Annotated in this window: 21 protein-coding genes; 12 read left to right on the top strand and 9 right to left on the bottom strand. The window is 59.1% G+C overall.

What is annotated here, in order from left to right; genetic code table 11:
* Positions 1-105 precede the first annotated feature (105 nt).
* Positions 106-804, bottom strand: coding sequence for an extensin family protein (locus MT962_RS01105; protein ID WP_048887272.1), 699 nt, complete (start codon positions 802-804; stop codon positions 106-108).
* Positions 805-936: 132 nt separating this feature from the next.
* Here MT962_RS01105 and ddlA point away from each other — a divergent pair, with 132 nt between their 5' ends.
* Positions 937-2037, top strand: a complete 1101-nt coding sequence (ddlA, locus tag MT962_RS01100; protein WP_024555675.1) for a D-alanine--D-alanine ligase — start codon at positions 937-939, stop codon at positions 2035-2037.
* Between the two features lie 3 nt (positions 2038-2040).
* On the opposite strand, the gene MT962_RS01095 is transcribed toward ddlA, so the two are convergent.
* Positions 2041-2262: a DUF2754 family protein gene (locus tag MT962_RS01095; protein WP_024561063.1), complete on the bottom strand. Its 222-nt coding sequence runs from the start codon at positions 2260-2262 to the stop codon at positions 2041-2043.
* A gap of 267 nt (positions 2263-2529) precedes the next feature.
* On the opposite strand from MT962_RS01095, the gene MT962_RS01090 reads away from it, so the two are divergent.
* On the top strand, positions 2530-2835 hold the full coding sequence (locus MT962_RS01090) for a DUF2755 family protein (protein WP_024555673.1): 306 nt from the start codon (positions 2530-2532) through the stop codon (positions 2833-2835).
* Here the strand turns inward: MT962_RS01090 and MT962_RS01085 are convergent.
* From MT962_RS01085 to MT962_RS01075, 3 genes are all read right to left on the bottom strand, one after another.
* Entirely contained in the window at positions 2832-3932 is a 1101-nt protein-coding gene (locus MT962_RS01085) for a DUF1615 domain-containing protein (protein ID WP_024561064.1), read from the bottom strand. The two genes, MT962_RS01090 and MT962_RS01085, sit on opposite strands and share 4 nt — an antisense overlap.
* Before the next feature lie 136 nt (positions 3933-4068).
* Positions 4069-5286, bottom strand: coding sequence for a peptide antibiotic transporter SbmA (sbmA, locus tag MT962_RS01080; RefSeq protein WP_024561065.1), 1218 nt, complete (start codon positions 5284-5286; stop codon positions 4069-4071).
* A gap of 153 nt (positions 5287-5439) precedes the next feature.
* A complete protein-coding gene (locus tag MT962_RS01075) occupies positions 5440-5994 on the bottom strand; it encodes an isochorismatase family protein (RefSeq protein WP_247364204.1) in 555 nt (184 codons plus the stop codon).
* Between the two features lie 206 nt (positions 5995-6200).
* Here MT962_RS01075 and ampH point away from each other — a divergent pair, with 206 nt between their 5' ends.
* The 5 genes from ampH to MT962_RS01050 all read left to right on the top strand — a co-directional run bounded on the left by ampH (position 6201) and on the right by MT962_RS01050 (position 11750).
* A complete protein-coding gene (ampH, locus tag MT962_RS01070) occupies positions 6201-7358 on the top strand; it encodes a D-alanyl-D-alanine-carboxypeptidase/endopeptidase AmpH (protein WP_247364202.1) in 1158 nt (385 codons plus the stop codon).
* 153 nt (positions 7359-7511) lie between these two features.
* Entirely contained in the window at positions 7512-8006 is a 495-nt protein-coding gene (locus MT962_RS01065) for a 2-oxo-tetronate isomerase (protein WP_024555668.1), read from the top strand.
* 104 nt (positions 8007-8110) lie between these two features.
* The gene (locus tag MT962_RS01060; protein WP_024555667.1) at positions 8111-8590 is read left to right on the top strand and encodes a carboxymuconolactone decarboxylase family protein; all 480 of its coding nucleotides are present in this window, start codon (positions 8111-8113) and stop codon (positions 8588-8590) included.
* 103 nt (positions 8591-8693) lie between these two features.
* Positions 8694-9671: a porphobilinogen synthase gene (gene hemB / locus MT962_RS01055; protein WP_024555666.1), complete on the top strand. Its 978-nt coding sequence runs from the start codon at positions 8694-8696 to the stop codon at positions 9669-9671.
* 363 nt (positions 9672-10034) lie between these two features.
* Positions 10035-11750, top strand: coding sequence for a GNAT family N-acyltransferase (locus MT962_RS01050; protein ID WP_247364198.1), 1716 nt, complete (start codon positions 10035-10037; stop codon positions 11748-11750).
* Positions 11751-11779: 29 nt separating this feature from the next.
* On the opposite strand, the gene melR is transcribed toward MT962_RS01050, so the two are convergent.
* On the bottom strand, positions 11780-12712 hold the full coding sequence (gene melR / locus MT962_RS01045; protein WP_024555664.1) for a transcriptional regulator MelR: 933 nt from the start codon (positions 12710-12712) through the stop codon (positions 11780-11782).
* A gap of 237 nt (positions 12713-12949) precedes the next feature.
* Here melR and MT962_RS01040 point away from each other — a divergent pair, with 237 nt between their 5' ends.
* The 3 genes from MT962_RS01040 (at position 12950) to MT962_RS01030 (ending at position 16060) form a co-directional block, all read left to right on the top strand.
* Entirely contained in the window at positions 12950-14302 is a 1353-nt protein-coding gene (locus MT962_RS01040) for an alpha-glucosidase/alpha-galactosidase (RefSeq protein ID WP_188723105.1), read from the top strand.
* 82 nt (positions 14303-14384) lie between these two features.
* Complete coding sequence (gene melB / locus MT962_RS01035) at positions 14385-15803, top strand: melibiose:sodium transporter MelB (protein ID WP_247364196.1); 1419 nt, start codon at positions 14385-14387, stop codon at positions 15801-15803.
* Between the two features lie 2 nt (positions 15804-15805).
* Positions 15806-16060, top strand: coding sequence for a SemiSWEET transporter (locus tag MT962_RS01030; protein WP_024555661.1), 255 nt, complete (start codon positions 15806-15808; stop codon positions 16058-16060).
* Positions 16061-16130: 70 nt separating this feature from the next.
* On the opposite strand, the gene asr is transcribed toward MT962_RS01030, so the two are convergent.
* From asr to mmuP, 3 genes are all read right to left on the bottom strand, one after another.
* Positions 16131-16598, bottom strand: coding sequence for an acid resistance repetitive basic protein Asr (gene asr / locus MT962_RS01025; protein WP_247364194.1), 468 nt, complete (start codon positions 16596-16598; stop codon positions 16131-16133).
* A 159-nt stretch (positions 16599-16757) separates the two neighbouring features.
* A complete protein-coding gene (mmuM, locus tag MT962_RS01020) occupies positions 16758-17699 on the bottom strand; it encodes a homocysteine S-methyltransferase (RefSeq protein ID WP_247364193.1) in 942 nt (313 codons plus the stop codon).
* Complete coding sequence (gene mmuP / locus MT962_RS01015) at positions 17686-19089, bottom strand: S-methylmethionine permease (RefSeq protein ID WP_024555658.1); 1404 nt, start codon at positions 19087-19089, stop codon at positions 17686-17688. Before mmuP ends, mmuM begins: the two co-directional genes overlap by 14 nt.
* Before the next feature lie 305 nt (positions 19090-19394).
* Between mmuP and fdhF the strand changes: the two genes are divergently transcribed.
* Complete coding sequence (fdhF, locus tag MT962_RS01010; RefSeq protein ID WP_247364191.1) at positions 19395-22367, top strand: formate dehydrogenase subunit alpha; 2973 nt, start codon at positions 19395-19397, stop codon at positions 22365-22367.
* Positions 22367-22852 (top strand): hypothetical protein, encoded by a 486-nt coding sequence (locus tag MT962_RS01005; RefSeq protein ID WP_024555656.1) that lies wholly within the window; start codon positions 22367-22369, stop codon positions 22850-22852. The genes fdhF and MT962_RS01005 overlap by 1 nt, the downstream gene beginning before the upstream one ends.
* Positions 22853-22859 lie beyond the last annotated feature (7 nt).

Below are 22859 nucleotides of genomic sequence, written 5' to 3'. Positions count from 1 at the left end.
GCGTGGCATCCCTTGCGCTCTGATTCATTTCAGGATTTTATCTTTCAGAGCGAGTTATTTGTGATATTTATCACATAAGCCGCCGTCACTGCCGCACTTTCCTCTTTAACGGCAGATGCCGAACCCCCGCATGCCCAGATGAAAATGGTTGGCATGGGCGGCGTTATAGTCCGGCCCCAGCGAATTGCCGAAGAACGGACAGCTCTGGTCGAACAGCGCGCGCAGCGTTTCTCCTCGCGCGTTTTGCTCGTTCCACCCTTTCAGCACGGTGATGTGCTGGCCATTGGCGAAACGAAAGCCGCTGATATCCAGCGCGTCCGCCGTCGCGTGCTCACTTAACCGCGCGCCGGGGCGGTTGTAGATATTGCGGCAGGCATAGCTGCCTAAATGATCGATGCGCGTCAGCTCGCTCTTCATAATGGAAGCGGCAACGGGCTTTGCGCGCTGCTGGACATACATGGCGCTGCTTAGCGCCAGCGGACAGCTGGCAAGAAACGAACTGCTGAGCCGCACGTCGCCAAATTGGGTGACGCGCACCGGCGCGTCGAGCGGACATTTTCCCGCTACATTATTTTGCTCGCGAAAGCTAATCATGCCCTTGTCGCTCGCCTGCCTGAGGATGGCAAGGCAGGCCTGCGGCTCGTTTGCCATCTGGCGCAGCTTATAGCGAGTCACCATGGTGGGCGGGTCATCGGGCGAGAGCGGCGCAAAGGGGTTGTACCAGGCGGGAAGCCAGTTATACAAGCTGTACGCGATAAGCGCCGCTACCCCGACTCCCGCCACCACACCTCCCGCTTTCGCCATGCGCTCTCCCTTTTTCTGACCTGAATCCTGAGTATAGCCGTCGCTTTCCAGCGTACCGCAGGAAGCGCATGAAACGCGCCTTATCGCGTGCTATGTTGTCAGCTTTCGTAAGCATTCAGGATGGATTGTGTGATGGCAAAACTGCGCGTGGGCATCGTCTTTGGCGGAAAATCGGCGGAGCATGAAGTGTCGCTCCAGTCGGCGAAAAATATCGTCGACGCCATTGATAAAGAGAAGTTTGAGGTTGTACTGCTGGGAATTGATAAACAGGGCCAGTGGCACGTCAACGAGGCGTCCGGCTACCTGCTGAACGCCAACGACCCGGCGCGCATCGCGCTTCATCGCTCAGAGAAAACCGTCGCGCTGGTGCCAGGCCAGACCGAAGCGCAGTTAATTGAGGCGAACAGCCGTCAGGCGCTGGATCAGGTAGACGTGATTTTCCCCATCGTGCACGGCACGCTTGGCGAAGATGGCTCCCTGCAGGGCATGCTGCGCATGGCCAACCTGCCGTTCGTCGGCTCCGGCGTGCTCGGCTCGGCGGTCAGCATGGATAAAGATGTCGCCAAGCGGCTGCTGCGCGACGCGGGCTTAAACGTGGCGCCTTTCGTTACGCTCACCCGCGCCAGCCGCAACCGCGTGAGCTTTAGCGAACTTGAGCAAACCTTCGGCCTGCCGCTGTTTGTAAAGCCCGCGAATCAAGGCTCCTCCGTCGGCGTAAGCAAAGTGACCAGCGAAGCGCAGTTTCACCAGGCGGTGGCGCTGGCCTTTGAATTCGACCATAAAGTGGTGGTGGAACAGGGCATTAAAGGACGTGAAATCGAATGCGCGGTGCTCGGTAACGACGAGCCGCAAGCGAGCACCTGCGGCGAAGTGGTCGTCAACGACGAGTTCTATTCTTACGACACCAAATACCTTGATGACAAAGGCGCGCAGGTGGTGGTGCCCGCAGCCATCACGCCGGATATTAACGATACGATCCGCGCCATCGCTATCCGCGCTTATCAGGCGCTGGAGTGCTGCGGCATGGCGCGCGTCGATGTCTTTCTGACGGCGGATAACGACGTTATTATTAATGAAATTAACACGCTGCCAGGCTTTACCAATATCAGCATGTATCCCAAGCTGTGGCAGGCGAGCGGCCTTAGCTACCAGGCGCTGATCACGCGCCTGATCGAGCTGGCGCTGGAGCGCCACCGCGCCGACAGCGCGCTGAAAAGCGCCATCACCCGCTAACGGTTATTCTTTTGCCGCGTCCGGTTTCTCTTCTTCCGGACGCCGGCGAATAATCAGCCCCGCCAGCCAGAAGCCAATCACCCAGGTCACCAGCCCGACGGCGTAGTTTTGCCAGCCTTTTGTCTCAACGCCCAGCAAACCGATAATTCCATTGAGGATAAAAATAAGCCCGATCGCGAAAGCATAATAATGCCAGTCGCGGCGGATTTTCACAGGCAGGTTCATTGCGGCTCCGGAGGAAAAAAAGCCATCATCGCATATCCTTTTCAGGCTGTCTGTGGCCCGGATCGCGGCGGATGGGGAAAATCTGAAATGTTACCTGTTGATTAATAAAGTTACGTAAATGTGAGAATCGACATAAAACTGACATCCAGGAGTAATCCACCCCTGAAATTACCAGAAATCCGATATTGACATTTGTTAACTCCTGTCAAACTCACCTCTAGTCAGCTGGCATAACGCCAGCGTGCAGGTATACCCCTGGAGGTCTGTATGGCAGAGATTATGTTGTCGAAACCTGGCTTCGCCAGGAAAAAACGCGAAACAACCCTGCCTGGCAATATCGCTTATGCCGTGTTTGTGTTGTTCTGCTTCTGGGTAGGCGCACAGATTCTGAACCTGCTGGTTCATGCGCCAGGCGTGTTTGACCATCTGATGCAGATGCAGGAGAACGGCCGCCCCCGCATTGAGATGGGGCTTGCGGTGAGCACGCTGTTTGGCGTGGTTCCCTTCCTGCTGGGTTGTGTTATGGCTGGCGCCTTTGCGCTTTATCTGCGCCTGCGCCAGCGCTTTTTCTAACCCTTCTTCATACAGCGGGCCCGGCGATCGTCCACGCGTTTAGCAAACCAGGCGGTGGTTAAATTGCGGGTAATTTTCGGGCTTTCCAGCTGAATGCCGGGCAGCATCTCCCTCGGCAATTTTTTGCCTGCCTTTTGTTCAGCCAGCTTATACACCTTCTGGTAAAGATCGGTCTCTTCGAAATCCAGGCTGTCGCCTTTGCTGAGCGCGCGGTGAATGGCGCTGTCGCTCATGCCGATTTTGCCGGCGAGCTTGCGTACCGCCAGTTCCGTACTGCCCGGCTCGTCGCTGTTATAGCGAATCAAATCGCCGTCGAGCGCCAGCTTCACGCCGCTCGCCTTGCTGACCGCGTTCTGGAAAGCGGCGTTACGGCTGGCGTACCAGCCCGCGTTAAAGTCCGCAAAGCGGTAAAGCGGCTGCGTGTAGTTCGCCGGATAGTTAAGCAGATGATAGGTGCCAAACCAGAGGCCGCCGCGCCGGGTAAACACCTCCTGGCGCACCGTGCCCTCCATTTTGTATGGGTAGCCGCGCTCATGCTGCTCGGCGAAAGCGATGCTTACCTGCATCGGCCCGCCGGTATGCACCGGGTTAAGATTGCCAAACAGGGTCTGGCCGAGCGGCACCATGCCGATAAAATCGTCAAAAATGGCGCTCAGCTGCTTTTCCGTTTTCACCTTATCGAGCCGCTCGCTGTAGCTTTTGCCGTTGGGGGATTTAATCAGCAGCGCCGTGCGCACCACGAAAGCCGGAATATGCAGCTTCCCGGCGCGGCGCTCAATCTCCTTCCAGGCGATGTTGTTGAGGCCGGGCACCGTCGGGTCCGCCTGATAGTTCGCCTCCTGTTCCGCCACGGCCAGCACGGAGCAGATGTTCTCTTCGGTAGCGGGCAGCTTCTGGCTTTCAAAAGCGGTGGCGATATCTTTCGCCCAGCCGTCGCGGTCTTTCACGCTTGCCGGCATTTTCTGTTTCACCACGCTCTTCACATCCAGCGGCTTAACCTTTTCCGCCGTTGGTTCGCTTTTTTGACTGGTACAGCCCGCCAGCGTGAAAAAAGCGGCCAGGCCAAGCGTGAGGGCACGCCGCGACGGGCGGGCTATCGGGGGAAGCGCGTTTTCCATACCGTTCCTGTTTCGTTTTAAAAGTCCGCCCGAGCGTAACATTTTCGCAAAAAGCGGAGAATCGGAATCGGCTGGCGTAACGGCATAAAAAAACGCTCCCGAAGGAGCGTTGAGGTTACAGCGCCTGCTGCGGCTCGTTGAGCGGCTCGTTATCCAGCTCGCGCTCGAAGCTGCGCAAACGCTTATAGATGGACATCAGCTCCACAAGCGTCGTCCAGGAGCTAATCAGATACTGGAACGCGCCGCGCACCTGGCCGAAGACGTTGTTGATCTGCTGCATCAGGCCAAGCGTGATAGCGCCCGAAACAATAGACGGGAAAAGCAGGAACAGGCCAAACACGTTATCCACCTGCAGATACAAAATGCGGGCGATGTTGAAATACATGTAGTGGAAATAGAGGCGGAAGTAGTTGCGGCGCACGTTGGCGAACAGCTCGCTCACGGTTGGCGGGCTGGCGCGGGTCGGGTCATCTTCGCCGTAGACCAGCTCTTTACGGTAAGCGGCTTCCACGCGCTGGTTTTTAAACTCCAGCCCCGGCAGCTTAATGCCCACGACCGCCAGCAGCCCCGTACCGAGCAACGACCAGACAATCGCCGCAATCACCAGACCGTAAGGGATATGCCCGATAATCGGCAACTCCTGCACGTGAGGCGACAGCGCTACCAGCACCGGCAAGAAAGCGATAAGCGTCATCACCGCGCTGATAAAGCTCACGCCCATATCTTCAAGCGTGGTGGCGAAGCGCATGGTGTCTTCCTGCACGCGCTGCGCGGCCCCTTCAATGTGACGCAAGCGCTGCCAGTGCGCCATGTAATATTCGTTCATCGCCGTGCGCCAGCGAAACACGTAATGGCTGATGAAAAAGTTATTCAACACGCCGACCACCACGGCAATCAGCGCGATGCCGAGGAACACGCCAACCTCATGGTAAAACTGCTCGATCTTAACCTTATGGGGCGCGCTTAACGCCGTCTGGATGAGATCGTAGAACGGCGCATACCAGGCGTTGACCGCCACGCCCACTTCCACCAGAAACCAGGTCACGAAAATAATCAGCGCCGAGCCAAGAATCGACCAGTGCTGCCAGCGGTGCGGGCTGTAGAGCATCCAGAAGAGCGCAAAAACCCCTACGCAAAGCGCGTAGTACGCGTAAAAGACCAGATAATTCACCGACCAGAAGCGCGCCGCGCTGATGGGGACCTCTTTTTCAGCGCCAGCAAGACGCAGCAGCCAGTCGCCGCCGCCCGCCTGCCAGAAAATGACGGCAAGCATCGCCCAAATAAAGGCCGACACAAAGAAGGCGGTCGGCCGGGGGAAAAAAGATTTAAACATCACTTCACTCCTGCACTTCTGATTGTTATCGCGTTGCTGCGCTTCATCTTCGCCGTTTTTAACCACGGAGGGCGTTAGCTTACCTAAAACCGTCCGTAAGGCGCGGTGAATGTTGTTGCTAAAAATAAAAGGCGCCAGACCGCGCTGCGCCTGTTAAGACAAAACGGGAAAAGGTGAGTTCGTCCGCCACGCGTCAAGGATAGTTTGGGTGGGAAGCACCTGCGGCGGATTAGCCGGCGCAATGAACGAGCGCCAGACATCGTTGTAGTGACGGATAAGCACGTCCGCTGGCGCTGCCGGACGGTCGGCGGTGGTATGGGCGTCTTCTGCAATGGTAATGCGATAACCCCGGCTGACGCCGTTTTTGATGGTGGCGTCCACGCAGTAATCTGTCGCGCAGCCGCAAATCACAAACTCATCGATGCTTTGCTCGCGCAGCAGCGCATCGAGCGACGTATTATAAAACGCGTCGCAGGCGCTTTTCGTCACGTAAAACGCCCCTTCAGGCTGGTTAAGCTCCGCCAGCAGCGCGAACGCCTCGCTCCCTTCCGGCAACGCTTCCTCGTCGGCATGCTGAATAAAGATAACGGCGTCAGCCGCCTGCGTCAGCGCATTGATGCGCGCCGCGCACGCTTCGCGGTTAAGCCGCGGCGTGGCGAAGACGCCGTTTTGCATATCAACAACCATAACGACACGTCGGGTTGGCATGAGAGGCTCCACAATGAATTAAAAGGGAAGATTGTAGCCTGGCGCAACGTAACGGTGAAAAAGAGTATGAGGGGAGAAAAGAAAAAGTGCTGTGGTTACTCATCGTTACGCTTTTTCGCGTTTTATGTCGCTAATCGGCCCTTTGCACAACGGCGCAGAGTAGTATAAATAGCCTTTACCCCTTAATAACTGTATGGATCCGTCCGTTGAAACGTTGCTTGCTTTTTCTCGCTGCGCTGAGCGCTGCGGTGTTGCCTGCGGCCCAGGCTGCCCCCGCCTCGCCTGACCCGGTATTTGCTTCCGAAATCGTTGACCGTTATGCCAATCATATTTTTTATGGCAGCGGCGCCACCGGCATGGCGATGGTGGTTATCGATGGCAACCAGCGCGTCTTTCGCAGCTTCGGCGAAACCCGCCCCGGCAATAATGTGCGCCCGCAACTCGATTCGGTCATCCGTATTGCTTCCCTGACCAAACTGATGACCAGCGAAATGCTGGTAAAGCTGCTCGACCAGGGCGTGGTGCAGCTTAACGATCCGCTCAGCAAATATGCGCCTGCCGGCGCGCGCGTGCCCACTTATCAGGGCAAGCCGATTACGCTTGTGAACCTCGCCACTCACACCAGCGCCCTGCCCCGCGAGCAGCCCGGCGGCGCGGCGCACCGCCCGGTGTTTGTCTGGCCGACCAAAGAGCAGCGCTGGAACTGGATTAGCCAGGCGAGCCTGAAGGCGGCGCCAGGCTCTATCGTCTCTTATTCCAACCTGGCGTTTGATCTGCTGGCGGATGCGCTTTCGCGGGCGGCGGGCAAACCGTATCCCCAGCTTTTTGAAGAGCAGATAACCCGCCCGCTCGGCATGAAAGACACCACCTTCACCCCGTCGCCCGACCAGTGCAAGCGCCTGATGGTGGCGGAAAAAGGGGCCAGCCCCTGCAACAACACGCTGGCGGCCATCGGCAGCGGCGGCGTGTACTCCACGCCTGACGACATGATGCGCTGGATGCAGCAGTTCCTCGCCTCCGACTTCCATTCACGCGGCGCGCAGGCGGACCGGATGCAGACGCTGATTTACCAGCGCGCGCAGTTCACCCGCGTGGTCGGCATGGATGTGCCGGGCCGGGCCGACGCGCTGGGGCTGGGCTGGGTCTACATGGCGCCGAAAGCGGGCCGCCCTGGCATTATTCAAAAAACCGGCGGCGGCGGCGGCTTTATTACCTATATGGCGATGGTGCCGCAAAATAATATCGGCGTTTTCGTGGTGGTGACCCGTTCGCCCTTAACCCGTTTCGTGAACATGAGCGACGGCGTTAACGATCTGGTTACGGAACTGAGCGGCAACAGGCCTTTGCCAACGCCCGCCTCCTGAATGCCTCTACGGCGCGGGGTGTCAGCCTGCGCCGTTTTTTACGCCTCCTCCCCTTCCCCACAAGAAAAGCGCGTCAATACCCCGGCCTCGCCGCTCCGTTAATGGCCAGAGTGTCATCTATACTCCTTAGGGTTCTGGTTACAGGAGATAAAAATGAATGATGCTATCGAACGCGCTACCACTAAAGTCAGAGAGTACCTTCGTGCGAAAGGCCTGAAGCTTGCCACGGCGGAGTCATGCACCGGCGGGCTTATCGCCTATTCGCTATGCGCCACCGGCGACACCACCGATTTCTTCTCCAGCGGCTTTACCACTTACACCAATAAAGCGAAGCAGAATATGCTGGGCGTCAGCGAAGAGACGCTGCGCCTGTACACCGCCGTCAGCGAACAGACGGTAAAAGAGATGGCGCAGGGCGCGCGCGACCGCTCCGGGGAGGATGTCAGCCTGTCGGTCAGCGGCTACGCCGGGCCGGACGGCGGCGAAGACGGCACGCCCGCGGGCACCGTCTGGTTTGGCTGGGCGCTAAATGATGGTCGCGTGGTGGCGGAAAAGCGTCATTTTAACGGCGACCCAAAAACCGTTATCGACCAGGCGGCGGCCTTCGCCCTGGAACGTTTAATCGAACTGCTTAAAGAGCAAGAGTAACCCGCCTTATGGTCTGCCTGTAAACTCAAAACATGGCCCTGTAAGGCAGACCATACTCCCGGCACAATGACGCCAGTTCATTCAAACACGTCGGGAGAATCACCATGTCACAACGTCTTAACTACTTCCAGGCCGCGGGCGATCTGGCGAAAAAGTGTATGGAACTCAGCGCCGCGCTCAACCAAAAGCCGGTCATCAAAGAGCTGGGGCAGCTTATTATGCTGCGCGCTTCTCAGCTTAACGGCTGCGCCTTTTGCGTCGATATGCACGTAAAAGAGGCGAGAATGCACGGCGAGCGCGAGCTGCGTCTGCATCATGTCGCCGTCTGGCGCGAATCCACGCTTTTTTCCGCCCGCGAACGGGCGGCGCTGGCCTGGACCGAGGCGCTGACCCGCCTGACCAACCAGGAGGTCTCTGACGAAGAGTGGGGCGCGGTGCGCGAGCACTTCAACGAAGAAGAGATTGCGCAAATCAGTTTCCAGATAGCCGCCATCAACAGCTGGAACCGTATGGGCGTGGCGTTTCGCGCGACTCCCGGCTCCGCCGACGCGGCTTACGGGCTGGATAAAGCGGGCCTGAATTAACCCTGCAGGGCCAGGGATGGCCGTTTAGCGACCATAATCGTAAAACGTCGCGCAATAAATCGGGTAAAATAAGGGTCTTTCTTGCAGACAAAAGATAACCGCCATGTCCGATTTCTCCCTGATTTCCCGTCCGCGCCGCCTGCGTAAATCGCCTTCGCTGCGCGCTATGTTTGAAGAAACCTCGCTGAGCCGCAACGACCTGGTGCTGCCAATCTTCGTTGAAGAGGGGCTGGATGATTACAAACCTATCGCTGCGATGCCGGGCGTCGTGCGCATTCCGGAAAAATACCTCGCCAAAGAGATTGAGCGTATCGCCAACGCGGGCATCCGCTCGGTGATGACCTTCGGTATCTCCCACCACACCGACGAGTGCGGCAGCGACACCTGGAATGAAAACGGCCTGGTGGCGCGCATGTCCCGCATCGCTAAAGACGCGGTGCCGGAGATGATCGTCATGTCTGACACCTGCTTTTGTGAATACACCACCCACGGCCACTGCGGCGTGCTGTGCGACCACGGCGTGGATAACGACCAGACGCTGATTAACCTCGGCAAGCAGGCCGTGGTGGCCGCACGCGCGGGCGCGGACTTTATCGCCCCTTCCGCCGCGATGGACGGCCAGGTAAAAGCGATTCGTCAGGCGCTGGACGCGGCGGGCTTTACCGATACCGCCATCATGTCTTACTCCACTAAATTCGCCTCGTCTTTCTACGGCCCATTCCGTGAAGCGGCGGGCACCGCCCTGAAAGGCGACCGCAAAACCTACCAGATGAGCCCGATGAACCGCCGCGAAGCGATTCGCGAGTCTCTGCTGGATGAGGCGGAAGGCGCGGATGCGCTGATGGTGAAACCGGCAGGCCCGTATCTGGATATTCTGCGCGATATCCGCGAACGCACCGCCCTGCCGCTCGGCGCCTATCAGGTGAGCGGCGAGTACGCGATGATCAAATTCGCCGCGCAGGCGGGCGCGATTGATGAAACCAACGTCGTGCTGGAAAGCCTGGGCGCTATTAAGCGCGCCGGCGCGGATCTCATCTTTACCTATTTCGCGCTCGATCTGGCCGAGAAAAACATTATCTGATGCGTTAAAAGGCGGCTTACGGGCCGCCCTTTTTATTAAGCCCCGCTATTGTCGTTTTTTAACGATCGTTTTTGAGCTTTTTCGCTTACCAACTCGTCTGAATGCCTTACCAGCCCTGCGTTTTACGGGCAGAACCTCAATGGTTAACAATTACGCTACAACACATGTTATCTTTCGCCATAAAGTCGTTATTCCAGGCTAAAGAGAGGTTATTTACGCCCATTTGATGACGCATTCGCGTCAAAAAGCGTTAAGTGCTCTTTTTTCGCTGCGCTCACGCTGTGACGTTTCCTTCATGGTGCTGACACGGCGCCGTCATCTTTTCTCGTTATGTTCACCTCGTTAACGCGAGGAGAGCCTGGCATGTTCAGTATCGATAACGTTCTGCACGACCTTAACCCCCACGGCAACACCGCCCCCTGGCTAAAGCGCGTATTAAAAAGTCTGCTTCACGAAGAGGAATTCCGGCTTTTCGCCGACCGCCACCGTCACCTTAAAGGGCTGGATATGGTGGAACAGGTGCTGGAACATCTGCAGATCCGCTGCGACATCGCGGCAAGAGAGCTTGAGCAAATTCCCGATCGCGGGCCGCTGGTGGTGGTGGCGAACCATCCCACCGGCACGCTTGACGGCCTGCTGCTGCTCTACGCGCTCTCCCGCGTGCGGCGGGATATCAAAGTGGTGGCTAACCGCATGTTGAGCCATCTCGAACCGCTCTCTTCGCTCTTTATCGCCGTGGATAATCTGGGCAATCGCACCCGGAAAAGCGCCATTAAGCAGATGGAAGCGCAGCTTGAGCGCGGCGGCGTGCTGATCTTTTTCCCGGCGGGCGAAGTGTCGCGTCCGGCGACGCAGGGCATTGTGGATAAAGCCTGGAACCCGGGCTTTGTTAAGCTTGCCAGCCGCTATCGCGCTACGGTGCTGCCGGCGTACCTGGCCGGGCGCAACAGCCTCGCTTTTTACGGCGCCTCGCTGCTCTCTCCCACGCTCGCCATGCTGATGCTGATTGGCGAAATGTTCCGCAAGCGCGGCGCCACGCTGCCTGTGCGCATCGGCGAACGCATCCCCTGGACTTGCTGGCATGAGCCTGACGCCGCGGCGAAAGAGACGGCGGCGCGCTTTCGCCGCCATGTGCAGCAACTGGGTAAAGGCCGCAAGGGCGTTTTTAACAGCGAATGCGCCATCGCCAGACCGGAAGACCGCGCCACGCTGCGCCACGCGCTGGCGCAGGCGGAAGTGTTAGGGCAAACCCCCGACGGCAAGACAATTTACCTCTGGCAGCGGCGCGGCGCGGAAGAGGCGCCGGTGCTGCGCGAACTGGGCCGCCTGCGGGAAATCGCCTTTCGCGCGGTGGGCGAAGGCAGCGGCAGACGCCGCGATATCGACCGTTACGACGACGACTATCAGCATCTGATCCTCTGGGATGACGCGGCGCTGGAGATAGTCGGCGCTTACCGCTTCGCCCCCTGCGCCGGGCTGGTGGCGCAGCATGGCTTTGACGCGCTCTACAGCCATACGCTCTTCCACTATGACGAGCGAATGAAGGCGATAGTCAGCCAGGGTATTGAACTGGGACGCAGCTTTATTCAGCCGCAATACTGGGGACGTCGCGGGCTGGATTATCTGTGGAGCGGCATCGGCGCTTATCTGGCGCGTTATCCGCACTACCGCTATCTTTTTGGACCGGTCTCTATCTCCGGCGGGCTGCCGCCTGCCGCGCGCGATTTGCTGGTGGCGTTTTACCGGCTCTGGTTTCCGGCCCCCGAGGCGCTGGCCGCCTCCCGTCGCCCTTATCCCGTTTCGCTGCCCGAGGCCCTGGCGCAGTTCAGCGGCGCAGATTATGTGGAAGATCTGACGCGCCTGAAAACGCTGCTCGGCAATCTCGGCTGCGGCATTCCGCCGCTCTATAAGCAATATTCGGAGCTTTGCGAACCCGGCGGCGTGCAGTTTATCGACTTCGGCAGCGACCCGGCGTTTAACGACTGCATTGACGGGCTGGTGCTGGTGGACTTAACGCGCCTTAAAGCGTCGCGGCGCGAGCGTTACATCAGCGCCCATCAACGCGCGGCGGACGGTTAAGACAAACGATGCGCTGACGCAGCGCCAGCCTATGCCAGTTCGTTTCCCCGTCGCCGCAGCTGGCTCAGCTTGCGGTACTTTTGCGGCGTCATGCCGACATATTTATTGAAGGTGCTGTAAAAACGGCTGCTGGAGCCAAACCCGGCGGTCAAGGCGATATCCAGAATGGTTTTGTCCGTATCGCTAAGCAGCGCGCGCACGTGGTTGATGCGCATGGCGGTAATGTACTGCTTCATGGTGAGCTGCATGACGCGCTGGAAAATCCCCATCGCATAGTTGGGATTGAGCTTTACATGCTCGGCAATCGCGTCAATGGTCAGCATCTGATCATAATTAACGGCGATAAATTCCAGCATCTGGCTGACGTAAAACTGCGCGTGCCGCGAGACGCTGTTTTTATGGGTGCGCGAGGTTTTGTTCACCAGAATCGGCTGCCAGCCGGAGAGGCTAAAGCGCTTGAGCATCAGGCCGATTTCATCTATCGCCAGCTGGTGTATCTGTTCATTATCGCTGTTGAGTTCGTTCTGCCAGCGCTGCACCTCGAAGGCGCTTAACTGCTGGGCGGCCAGCGACTTAATCACCATGCCGTGAGTAACGTGGTTAATAAGTTCGCGATCGAGCGGCCAGGAGAGAAACAGGTGCATCGGCAGATTGAAAATCGCCATTTGCGTGCAGTCGCCAGGCCGCGTCAACTGATGCGGGGTACAGGCCCAGAAGAGCGTGATGTAACCCTGTTTAATGCGCACCACTTCATTGTTTATCAAATACTCCACGTCGCCGTCGAACGGCACATTCACCTCCACCTGTCCGTGCCAGTGGCTGGCGGGCATCGCGTGCGGCGGGCGCAGTTCAACTTCCATCCGCTGATATTCTGAATAGAGCGACAGCGGGCCGCGGGTCTCTTTCTCATCGCCGCTGCACATATCCGGTCTTGCCGGGGATGGCGTCGTTAGTTTTCCCATCTTCTCCCTCTTTCCTGGATTCTCATTTTCATGCAGCGGATGCCGGCTTGCTCTTCCAGTTTAGCCAGTCGGGTTGCCGTTAACTCTGCTAAATCGTCTCTTTTTTCCCGAAACCTCAGATCCCGCGCGCCGCATGGCGCGATCTGAGGTTTCGGGAATGCCCTGCCGGGAAGAGAGCGGATAGCGCAAAAAGGGTGTGCCACGCTAAGCAGACATCACCACACCAGGGAGAAAGCTATGTCCGCTCCAAAAATTACCTTTATCGGCGCCGGTTCCACGGTTTTTGTGAAAAACATCCTCGGCGATGTCTTTCAGCGTCCCGCGCTGAAAGCGGCCCACGTCGCGCTGATGGATATTGACGCCGCGCGGCTGGAAGAGTCGCATATCGTGGTCCGTAAACTGATGGACTCCGTCGGCGCGCACGGGCAGATAAGTTGCCATACCGACCAGAAAAGCGCGCTTGCCGACGCCGACTTTGTCGTCGTCGCCTTCCAGATTGGCGGCTATGAGCCCTGCACCGTCACCGACTTTGAGGTCTGCAAGCGCCACGGCCTTGAGCAAACCATCGCCGATACGCTCGGCCCGGGCGGCATCATGCGCGCGCTGCGCACCATTCCGCACCTCTGGCGGATTTGCGAAGAGATGACGGAAGTCTGCCCCAACGCCATCATGCTCAACTACGTCAACCCCATGGCGATGAACACCTGGGCGATGTATGCCCGCTACCCGCACATCAAACAGGTTGGGCTGTGCCACTCGGTGCAGGGCACGGCGGAGGAGCTGGCGCGGGATCTTGACCTCGACCCGGCTTCCCTGCGCTATCGCTGCGCCGGCATCAACCATATGGCGTTCTATCTGACGCTTGAGAAAAAGTGCGCGGACGGCAGCTACGTCAGCCTCTACCCGGAGCTGTTGCAAGCTTATGCCGAAAAACGCGCGCCGAAGCCTAACCTGCACGGCAACCCGCGCTGCCAGAACATTGTGCGCTACGAAATGTTTAAAAAGCTGGGCTATTTCGTGACCGAATCCTCCGAGCATTTCGCCGAATATACGCCCTGGTTTATCAAACCCGGACGCGAGGATCTGATAGCCCGCTATCAGGTGCCGCTGGATGAGTATCCAAAACGCTGCGTGGAGCAGTTAGCGAACTGGCGCAAGGAGTTAGAGCAGTTTAAAACGGCCGACCGCATCGACGTGAAACCCTCGCGCGAATACGCCAGCACCATCATGAACGCCGTCTGGACGGGCGAACCGAGCGTGATTTACGGCAACGTCCGCAACGATGGGCTTATCGACAACCTGCCGCAAGGCTGCTGCGTGGAGGTGCCCTGCCTCGTGGACGCCAACGGCATCCAGCCGACCAAAGCAGGCCGCCTGCCCGCACATCTGGCCGCCATGATGCAAACCAACATTAACGTGCAGACGCTGTTGACGGAGGCGGTGTTGACGGAAAACCGCGATTACGTTTACTACGCCGCGCTGATGGATCCGCATACTGCCGCCGTTCTGGGTATTGAGGAGATCTACGCGCTGGTGGACGACCTTATCGACAGCCACGGCAGTTGGCTGCCCGCCTGGCTGCACCGCTAATGCCTGCACGGCAGCCGGGCCAACGAGCCCGGCTGCTTTCGCGCTCCCCCTGCCCGACACTGAAAGAGGCAATCGGTACCCTATGAGTATTTCAATGACAACAAAGCTCAGCTACGGATTCGGCGCGTTTGGTAAGGATTTCGCTATCGGCATCGTCTACATGTACCTGATGTATTACTACACCGATATTGTCGGCCTGTCGGTCGGCATGGTCGGCACCCTGTTTTTGATAGCCCGCATTCTCGATGCGCTGGCGGACCCGATCATGGGCTGGATTGTGGAGTGTACCCGCTCACGCTGGGGGAAATTCAAGCCCTGGATCTTGATTGGCACCCTGGCGAATTCCGCCGTGCTCTACATGCTGTTCAGCGCGCACCACTTCGAAGGCGCGACGCAGCTGGTATGGGTCTGGGCGACCTACCTGCTGTGGGGTTTTACCTACACCATCATGGATGTGCCGTTCTGGTCGCTGGTGCCGACCATCACGCTCGACAAGCGCGAGCGGGAACAACTGGTGCCCTACCCGCGCTTTTTCGCAAGCCTTGCGGGCTTTGTCACCGCAGGCGTGGCGCTGCCTTTCGTAAATGCGGTGGGCGGTGCGGATCGCGGTTTCGGCTTTCAGATGTTCACGCTGGTGTTGATTGGCTTCTTTGTGCTTTCCACCTTCGTCACCCTGCGCAACGTGCATGAGGTTTACTCTTCGGATAAACAGGCTGGCGCCGGGAGCGACACGATGGGCCTGAAGCAGATGCTGATGCTTATCGTTAAAAACGATCAGCTCGCCTGTCTGCTGATTATGGCGCTGGCCTATAACACGGCGGCCAACATTATCGACGGCTTCGCCATTTATTACTTCACTTACGCGCTCGGCAATGTCGACCTCTTCCCGTACTACATGTCTTATGCGGGCATCGCCAATTTGCTTATTCTTATCCTGTTTCCGAAGCTGGTGAAACTCTTCTCACGGCGGATATTATGGGCCGGAGCGTCGATATTGCCGGTGCTGGGCAGCGGCGTACTGCTGTGGATGGCGATGACGGGTTTTACCCATGCGGTCATCATCTTGCTGGCGGGCGTGCTGTTTAGCATCGGCAAAGCCTTCTTCTGGGTGTTGCAGGTGATTATGGTCGCCGACACCGTGGACTACGGGGAATATAAACTGAACGTGCGCTGCGAAAGCATCGCCTATTCGGTGCAGACGCTGGTAGTCAAAGCGGGCGCGGCGTTCGCGGCGTACTTTATCGCGGTTGCGCTCGGTCTTATCGGGTATGTGCCGAATGCTGCCCAGTCCGCCAGCACCCTGATGGGGATGCAGCTTATCATGCTGGCGCTGCCTGCGATCTTCTTCCTCGTTTCGCTGCTGGTTTACTTCCGCTTCTACAAGCTCAATGGCGATCTGCTGCGCCGCATTCAGATCCACCTGCTGGATAAATACCGGCATGTCGATCGGTCGCCGGCGAAGCCGGATCGGGCGGTCACGGCTGAACAGGTCGGGGCGTAGGTATGGAATGGGTGAAGATAATCGGGTATCTGGCGGCGAGCCTGACCACGCTGTCGTTTCTGCCGCAGGCGATAAAAGTGCTCACGACCCGCAATACGCAGGGTATTTCGCGGATGATGTACGCCATGTTTGTCTGCGGTCTGGTGCTCTGGCTGGTGTATGGGATGTTGATTAACGACATCGCGGTTAGCGCGGCCAATCTGCTGACGCTGCTGCTGGCGTTGCCGATTCTGCTGATGACGCTGCGCCGGGAGTAAGCGCGGCTGAAACGTCACAAAAAAACACCCGGCGAGCCGGGTGTTTTGCGGGGGGACAAACGAATGAAACTTATGCGGCAGGCTGGGCAGCCGGTTTAGCGGCGGTGTGTTTTACCGCTTTTTTGTGATGCTTTTTAGCGGCCTGCGCTTTCTGCTCTACCGGTTTTTTCTGCTCGGTGGTGGCAGCCGCTTTTTTATGGTGCTTTTTAGCCGCCTGGGCTTTCTGCTCTACCGGTTTCTGCTCGGTGGTGGCAGCCGCTTTTTTATGGTGCTTTTTAGCCGCCTGCGCTTTCTGTTCTACCGGTTTCTGCTCGGTGGTGGCAGCCGCTTTTTTGTGGTGCTTTTTAGCCGCCTGGGCTTTCTGCTCAACGGCTTTCTTGTGCGCTTTCTTATGGTGCGTTTTTGCAGCCGGGGCTTTCGCCGGCGCGGAAGTGGTGGCGGTGGCAGCCGGAGCCGGCGCAGCAGCGTTATCTGCAGCGAAAGCGGCGGCGGACAGGCCCATGGTCGCAGCAACAATCAGTGCTAATACTTTTTTCATCTCTTTACCCTCAACGTTGTTTTGTTCGCTACCCCACTGCGGGGCCGTTGAAGTCACTATAGAGAAGCCGCGCCGCCGCTTCCGTGAGTGATTGGTATCGGCGTGTAACCGAATGTACAAGGCGGGAGAGCCGCCCCTTTCGGGGCGGAAAACGCGCGTCTACGCGCGACGCTGACGGGCAAGCGCGGCGATATCCTGCGGCGTGGTGCGACAGCAGCCGCCAATCAGCTTCGCGCCCGCTTCCCGCCAGGCGGGCAGGTAGTGTTCAAGCGTATGGCAGGCGTGGCCGCGGTGGCGCCAGGTTTTACTTGCCGCGTCATACTCCTCGCCGGAGTTGGGGTAAACCACCAGCGGCAGCGGCGTTAAGCTGTGCAGGTGAGAAAGCGCGGCGGTGGTTTTCTCAAGGGCGATGCAGTTAATGCCGAGCGCCACAATCTGCGGATTATTCTTCAGCGCTTCCACCACCTCGCCGAGCGGCGAACCGTCGCTGATGTGCTCGCTGTCGCGAAGCGTAAACGAGAACCACGCGCGAGCGGCAGGAAACTCTGTCAGCAGCGCGGCCAGCGCCCGCGCCTCGGCCAGCGACGGCAGCGTTTCGCAGGCCAGCAGATCCGCCCCCGCCGCCAGCAGTGCCGCAACGCGCGGACGGTGGAACGCGTTAAACGCCGCTTCGCTAAGCTGGTAGTCGCCCCGGTATTCCGCGCCGTCGGCAAGAAAAGCGCCATACGGCCCTACCGAGCCCGCCACCAGCAGCAGCGGCGCAGCCTGCGGCTGTTCTTTAAGAAAATCCTCCCGCGCCTGGCGCGCCAGCTCCACGCTGCGGGCTATCAGCGCGCAGGATTGCGCTTCATCCAGCCCGCGCGCGGCAAAACCTGCGGGCGTGGCCTGGTAGCTCGCGGTAATGGCGCACTGCGCTCCGGCGCGAAAGTAATCCAGATGCACCTGGTAAATCAGCTCCGGGTTTTCCATCAGCACTTTCGCTGACCAGAGGCTGTCCGCCAGGTTGCAGCCGCGCGCTTCAAGTTCGGTGGCGAGCGCGCCGTCCAGCACGACATAAGGCTGCTGGCTCAACAGCGCATTTAAAGGATTATTCAGTGGCATGGCGCGGTTCCTCACGGGTCTGACGCGTTGAAAAGGCGTGCGTAACATAATAGGCGCCATAGCAGAGCGCAACAAAAGGCAGCCCGCACCACAGCGCAATGCGCTGGCTCGGGTCAAACGCCAGGCCCACGCAGGCCACCAGGCAGAGGATAAAGCCCAGTATCGGCGTCAGCGGGAACCACGGCGCGCGGTAGTGCAGTTCATCAAGCGCGCGCCCCTCGGCCAGATGGCGGCGGCGGAAAAGGTAATGCGACGCGCAGATGCTCAGCCACACCGCCACCACCGCGAAGCCGGAAATGGCCGACAGCGCGACAAACACCGTATCGGGCGCGATAACGCTTGAGAGCAGCGCCAGCACGCCGCCCAGCATGCTCACCGAAAGCGCGGTCAGCGGCACGCCGCGACGCGTCAGGCGGGAAAAGCAGCGCGGCAGCGTGCGCTCGTTAGAGAGCGACCAGAGCATGCGCCCGGAAGCATACAGCCCGGAGTTCGCCGCCGACAGAATCGCCGTCAGGATGACAAAGTTAAAAATGTCCGCCGCATACGGGATGCCGACTTTTTCAAACACCAGCACGAACGGGCTTTTCACCACGCCCGCCTGGTCCATCGGGATGAGCGCCGCCAGCACCAGCACGGTGCCGATAAAAAAGATAATCAGCCGGGCGATGGTGGTGCGGATAGCCACCGGCACCACGTGCTGCGGGTTTTCGGTCTCGCCGGCGGCGATGCCGATAAGTTCGGTGCCGGAGAAGGCGAAGTTCACCGCCACCATGGTCATCAGAATAGGCAGCACGCCGTGCGGGAACCAGCCTGCCGCCGTGAGGTTGTGCAACAGCGGCGCGGGCGAGCCGTCTTTCAGCGGCAGCCAGCCAAACATCGCCGCCCCGCCGAGCACGATAAAGGCGATAATGGTAATGACCTTAATCAGCGAGAACCAGAACTCCCCTTCGGCGAAAAGCCGGGTGGAGAAAACGTTGAGTGCAAAAATCACCACGCAGAACACAAGGCACCAGATCCAGACCGGCACCTGCGGGAACCAGTACTGCATGCAGAAGCCTGCGGCGGTAAAGCTTGAGCCGAGCGCCACGGTCCAGGTAAGCCAGTAAAGCCAGGCCACCGTGTAGCCCGTGGCCGGGCCGAGGTAGCGCGCGGCGTAAACGTGAAATGCGCCGGTTTCGGGCATGGCGACCGCCAGCTCGCCCAGGCACTGCATTACCAGCCAGACTACCAGCGCGCCGATAAGATAGGCCAGCAGCGTGCCCGCCGCCCCGGTGGTGGAAATAATGTAGCCGGTGTTGAAAAAGAGCCCGGTGCCGATCACGCCGCCGAGCGAGAGCATCACCAGATGGCGGGTTTTCATGGTGCGTTGTAGCTGTTGCGATTCCTGCATGTCACCTTCTATACGTTCAGACGTCTAAACATCCATAAGCGAACGTTATACCGACATGCGCGACAAATTGCAAAACCGCCTGTTTTCTCAGACGTTACTCTGCCTGTTTTCTGCGCGACTGCGCTATTTTTCGCGTTTCGCTTAGCCCTTACCGTACATACTTCGCAACATCCCTTTCTGGCGAAGCCCTGAGGCCATAGCTACCTTTAAACCACTATAACGAGAACGCATCCCGTCGGGAAAAGACGTTCTCATCAGCTGCGGCGCCGTTCGCCGACAGCCACTGGCAAGGTTGAGGAAGCATAATGAGTGAGTCTCTCTGCACCCTGTTTTACGACGGGCGGCCGGTTACTGGCCCTGCGAATGTCCCGTTGATCGATTTTCTGACCGCAGGGGGCCTGACGCTGCCCCACGTCTGTTACCACCCATCGCTTGAACCGATGCAGACCTGCGACGTCTGCTGGGTCGAATACCAGGGCGAACTGGTGCGCGGCTGCACGCTGAAAAGCGCAGAAGGGATGGAGATAACCAGCCGCACGGAAAAAGCCCAGGCGGCGCAGCACGAAGGCATGGACCGCCTGCTGGCGAAACATGAGCTTTACTGCACCGTTTGCGAACACAACACCGGCGACTGCACGTTGCACAACACCATGGCGGATATGCATATCCCCATTCAGCGTTACGAATACCAGCGCAAACCTTACGTTAAAGATCACTCCAACCCCTTCTACACGTACGACCCCGACCAGTGCATTCTCTGCGGCCGCTGCGTGGAGGCGTGCCAGAACGTCGAAGTAAACGAGACGCTGAGCATCGACTACACCATGGCGCACCCGCGCGTGCTGTGGGACGGCGGCGAAACTATCGCCGGCTCAAGCTGCGTGAGCTGCGGCCACTGCGTGACCGTCTGCCCCTGCAACGCGCTGCTGGAAAAAACCATGCAGCCCGACGCCGGGCCTTTCACCAACATCAAACAGACGCTCAAGCGTCCGATGATCGATCTTGTGAAAGCGATAGAGAACAGCACCGGAGCGGAAATCATCACCGGCATTTCGGTGATGGACATGCACTGGCGGCAGCCGGAAATCAAGCGCACCAAAACCGTCTGCACTTACTGCGGCGTGGGCTGTAGCTTTGAGATGTGGACGCGGGACCGCCATGTGCTGAAGGTGCAGCCGGTCGCCGATGCGCCCGCCAACGGCATCTCTACCTGCGTAAAGGGCAAATTCGCCTGGGATTTCCTGAATGACAAGGAGCGCCTGACCACGCCGCTGATACGCGAGAACGACCGCTTTCGCAAGGCGAGCTGGGACGAGGCGCTGGAGCTGGTGGCCCGCCGCCTGCTGCAAATCCGCGACCAGCACGGCCCGCAGAGCATTGGCTTTATCGGCTCCAGCAAAGCGAGCAACGAAGAGGCTTACCTGACGCAAAAAATCGCCCGGCTTATCATCGGCACCAACAGCGTCGATAACTCCTCGCGCTACTGCCAGAACCCGGCCACCAAAGGGCTGTTCCGCACCGTCGGCTACGGCGGCGACGCGGGCACCATCGATGACCTGCAAAAAGCGGAGCTGGTGATTATCGTCGGCAGCAACACCGCTGAAAACCATCCGGTTATCGCCTCGCGCCTCAAAGCGGCGAAAAAACACCACGGCCAGAAGCTGCTGGTGGTGGACCCGCGCCGCCACGAAATGGCCGAGCGCGCCGACCTGTACCTGCGCATCCGCCCCAGTACCGATATGGTCTGGGCCTCGGCGATGTCGCGCTATCTGTTTGACAACGGTTACGCCGACAAGGCGTTTCTGGCGAACCACGTCAATCAGGTGGATGAGTACCGCCAGTCGCTGGCGCCCTTCTCGCTGGAGTTCGCCGCGAAAACGACGGGCCTTTCCGTGGAAGAGCTGACCGCCGCCGCCGAGCTTATCGGCAACGCGGGGTCGGTTTGCATTGTCTGGGCGATGGGCATTACCCAGCACAGCCACGGCGCCGACACCAGCACGGCGCTCTCTAACCTGCTGCTGGTGACCGGCAACTACGGCCGCCCCGGCACTGGCAGCTACCCAATGCGCGGCCACAACAACGTGCAGGGCGCGAGCGATTTCGGCTGCCTGAAAAATTACTACCCCGGCTATGAATCGGTGAGCGATGAAAGCGTGCGCGCCAAATGGGCCAACGCCTGGGGCGTTGAGCCGGAGCGGCTCTCGCTTGAGGTGGGTTCGGACAACTTCGAGATGGTCGAGCACGCACGCACGAAGCAGATTCGCGCCATGTACGTTATCGGCGAAGAGACGGCGTTTTCGGATGCCGACACCACCAACGTTCACGAAGGGTTTACCGACCTCGATTTTCTGGTGGTGCAGGATCTGTTTTTAAGCCGCACGGCGCAGTTCGCCGACGTGGTGCTGCCCGGTTGCCCGAGCGTGGAAAAAGAGGGCACTTTCGTTAACACCGAGCGGCGCATCCAGCGCTTTTACGAGGCGATGGCGCCGCTTGGCGACAGCCGCCCGGACTGGCGCATCCTCACCGACCTTGCCGCGCGCATGGGTCACGACTGGGGCTACACGCACCCTTCGCAGATCATGGCGGAGGCGGCAAGCATCGCCACGATTTTCGCAGGCGTAAGCTATGAGCGGCTCGAAGGGTGGAATTCGCAGCTCTGGCCGGTGAAACCGGATGGCGAGAGCACGCCGCTGCTCTACACCGACGGCTTTACGTTCCCCGACGGGCGCGCCGTGCTCTACCCGCTGGAGTGGCAGCCGCCCGCTGAAGCGCCGGATGAAGAGTACGACCTTGCGCTCAACAACGGGCGCATGCTGGAGCATTTCCAGTCCACTAACCAGAGCGGACGCGGCGGGCGCACCATGTCGCTCTCGCCGGACTGGTTTGTGGAAATCAGCCCGCAGCTCGCCGCCGAACGCGACCTTGCAGAGGGGGACTGGGTGAAGCTCACCTCGCGGCGCGGCTCGCTGGAAGTGCCGGTCGTGGTGACGGACCGGGTAGCCGGCGGCTCGCTCTTTATCTCAATTCATCAGGGCAAGCCGGGCATCAACCTGCTTACCGGCGAACATCACGACCCGGTGGTCAACACCCCGGCCTACAAAGAGCTGGCGGTGAAGCTCGAGAAACTCTCCCGCGAGCCGCATCCCTCTCCCCTGCCCCGGCATAATTTCCGCTATGGCAAGCGCACTCCTATCACCCACGTGCCGGTCGAGGCGAAATGGCAGCGTGACGACTATACCCCGCCGCCCGCACAGGAACCGCATCCGGAGAAATTTTAATGGCTAAAGCGATTGAATATCAGGTGGAGCCGCCCAAAATCGGCCCCACCGCCGAGGAAGAACTTCAGCGCCTGTTGCAGACGCTGCATGAGCATGGCGTGCTGCGCCTCGCCAACGATCTGGTGGCGTCCAACAACGAGTGGATGCAGGTGATCGTAAGCGGCCTGAGCCGTAAAGGCTCGCTGAACACCATCCAGAACATCTCCGTGCTGCTGCTGGCGCTCTCCACTATTCCGCCTGAGCGCATGTACAAACTCGCCTTCGGCCTGCGCGATTTTATGGCCGAACTCAGCCGCGAAGAGCAGGAGGAAAGCGCGGCCGACAGCGCGCCCGGCGCGCGCGGCGCCTGGAAAATGCTGCACGACGACGAGCTGTGGCATTCGCTTACGCCGCTTTTAAATGGCCTGAAGGCGTTTTCCCGCCGCATGGAGGAAGAAGTGGATAAACCGATTTCGTCGTTCAGCGGTAAACCAAGCGACGCCTGAGTTTTTG

This window comes from Franconibacter sp. IITDAS19, from assembly GCF_023079515.1.
Lineage (GTDB): Bacteria > Pseudomonadota > Gammaproteobacteria > Enterobacterales > Enterobacteriaceae > Franconibacter > Franconibacter pulveris.
The sequence above is the reverse complement of the archived record's forward strand: the minus strand, read 5'-3'. Positions and strand labels throughout refer to the sequence as shown.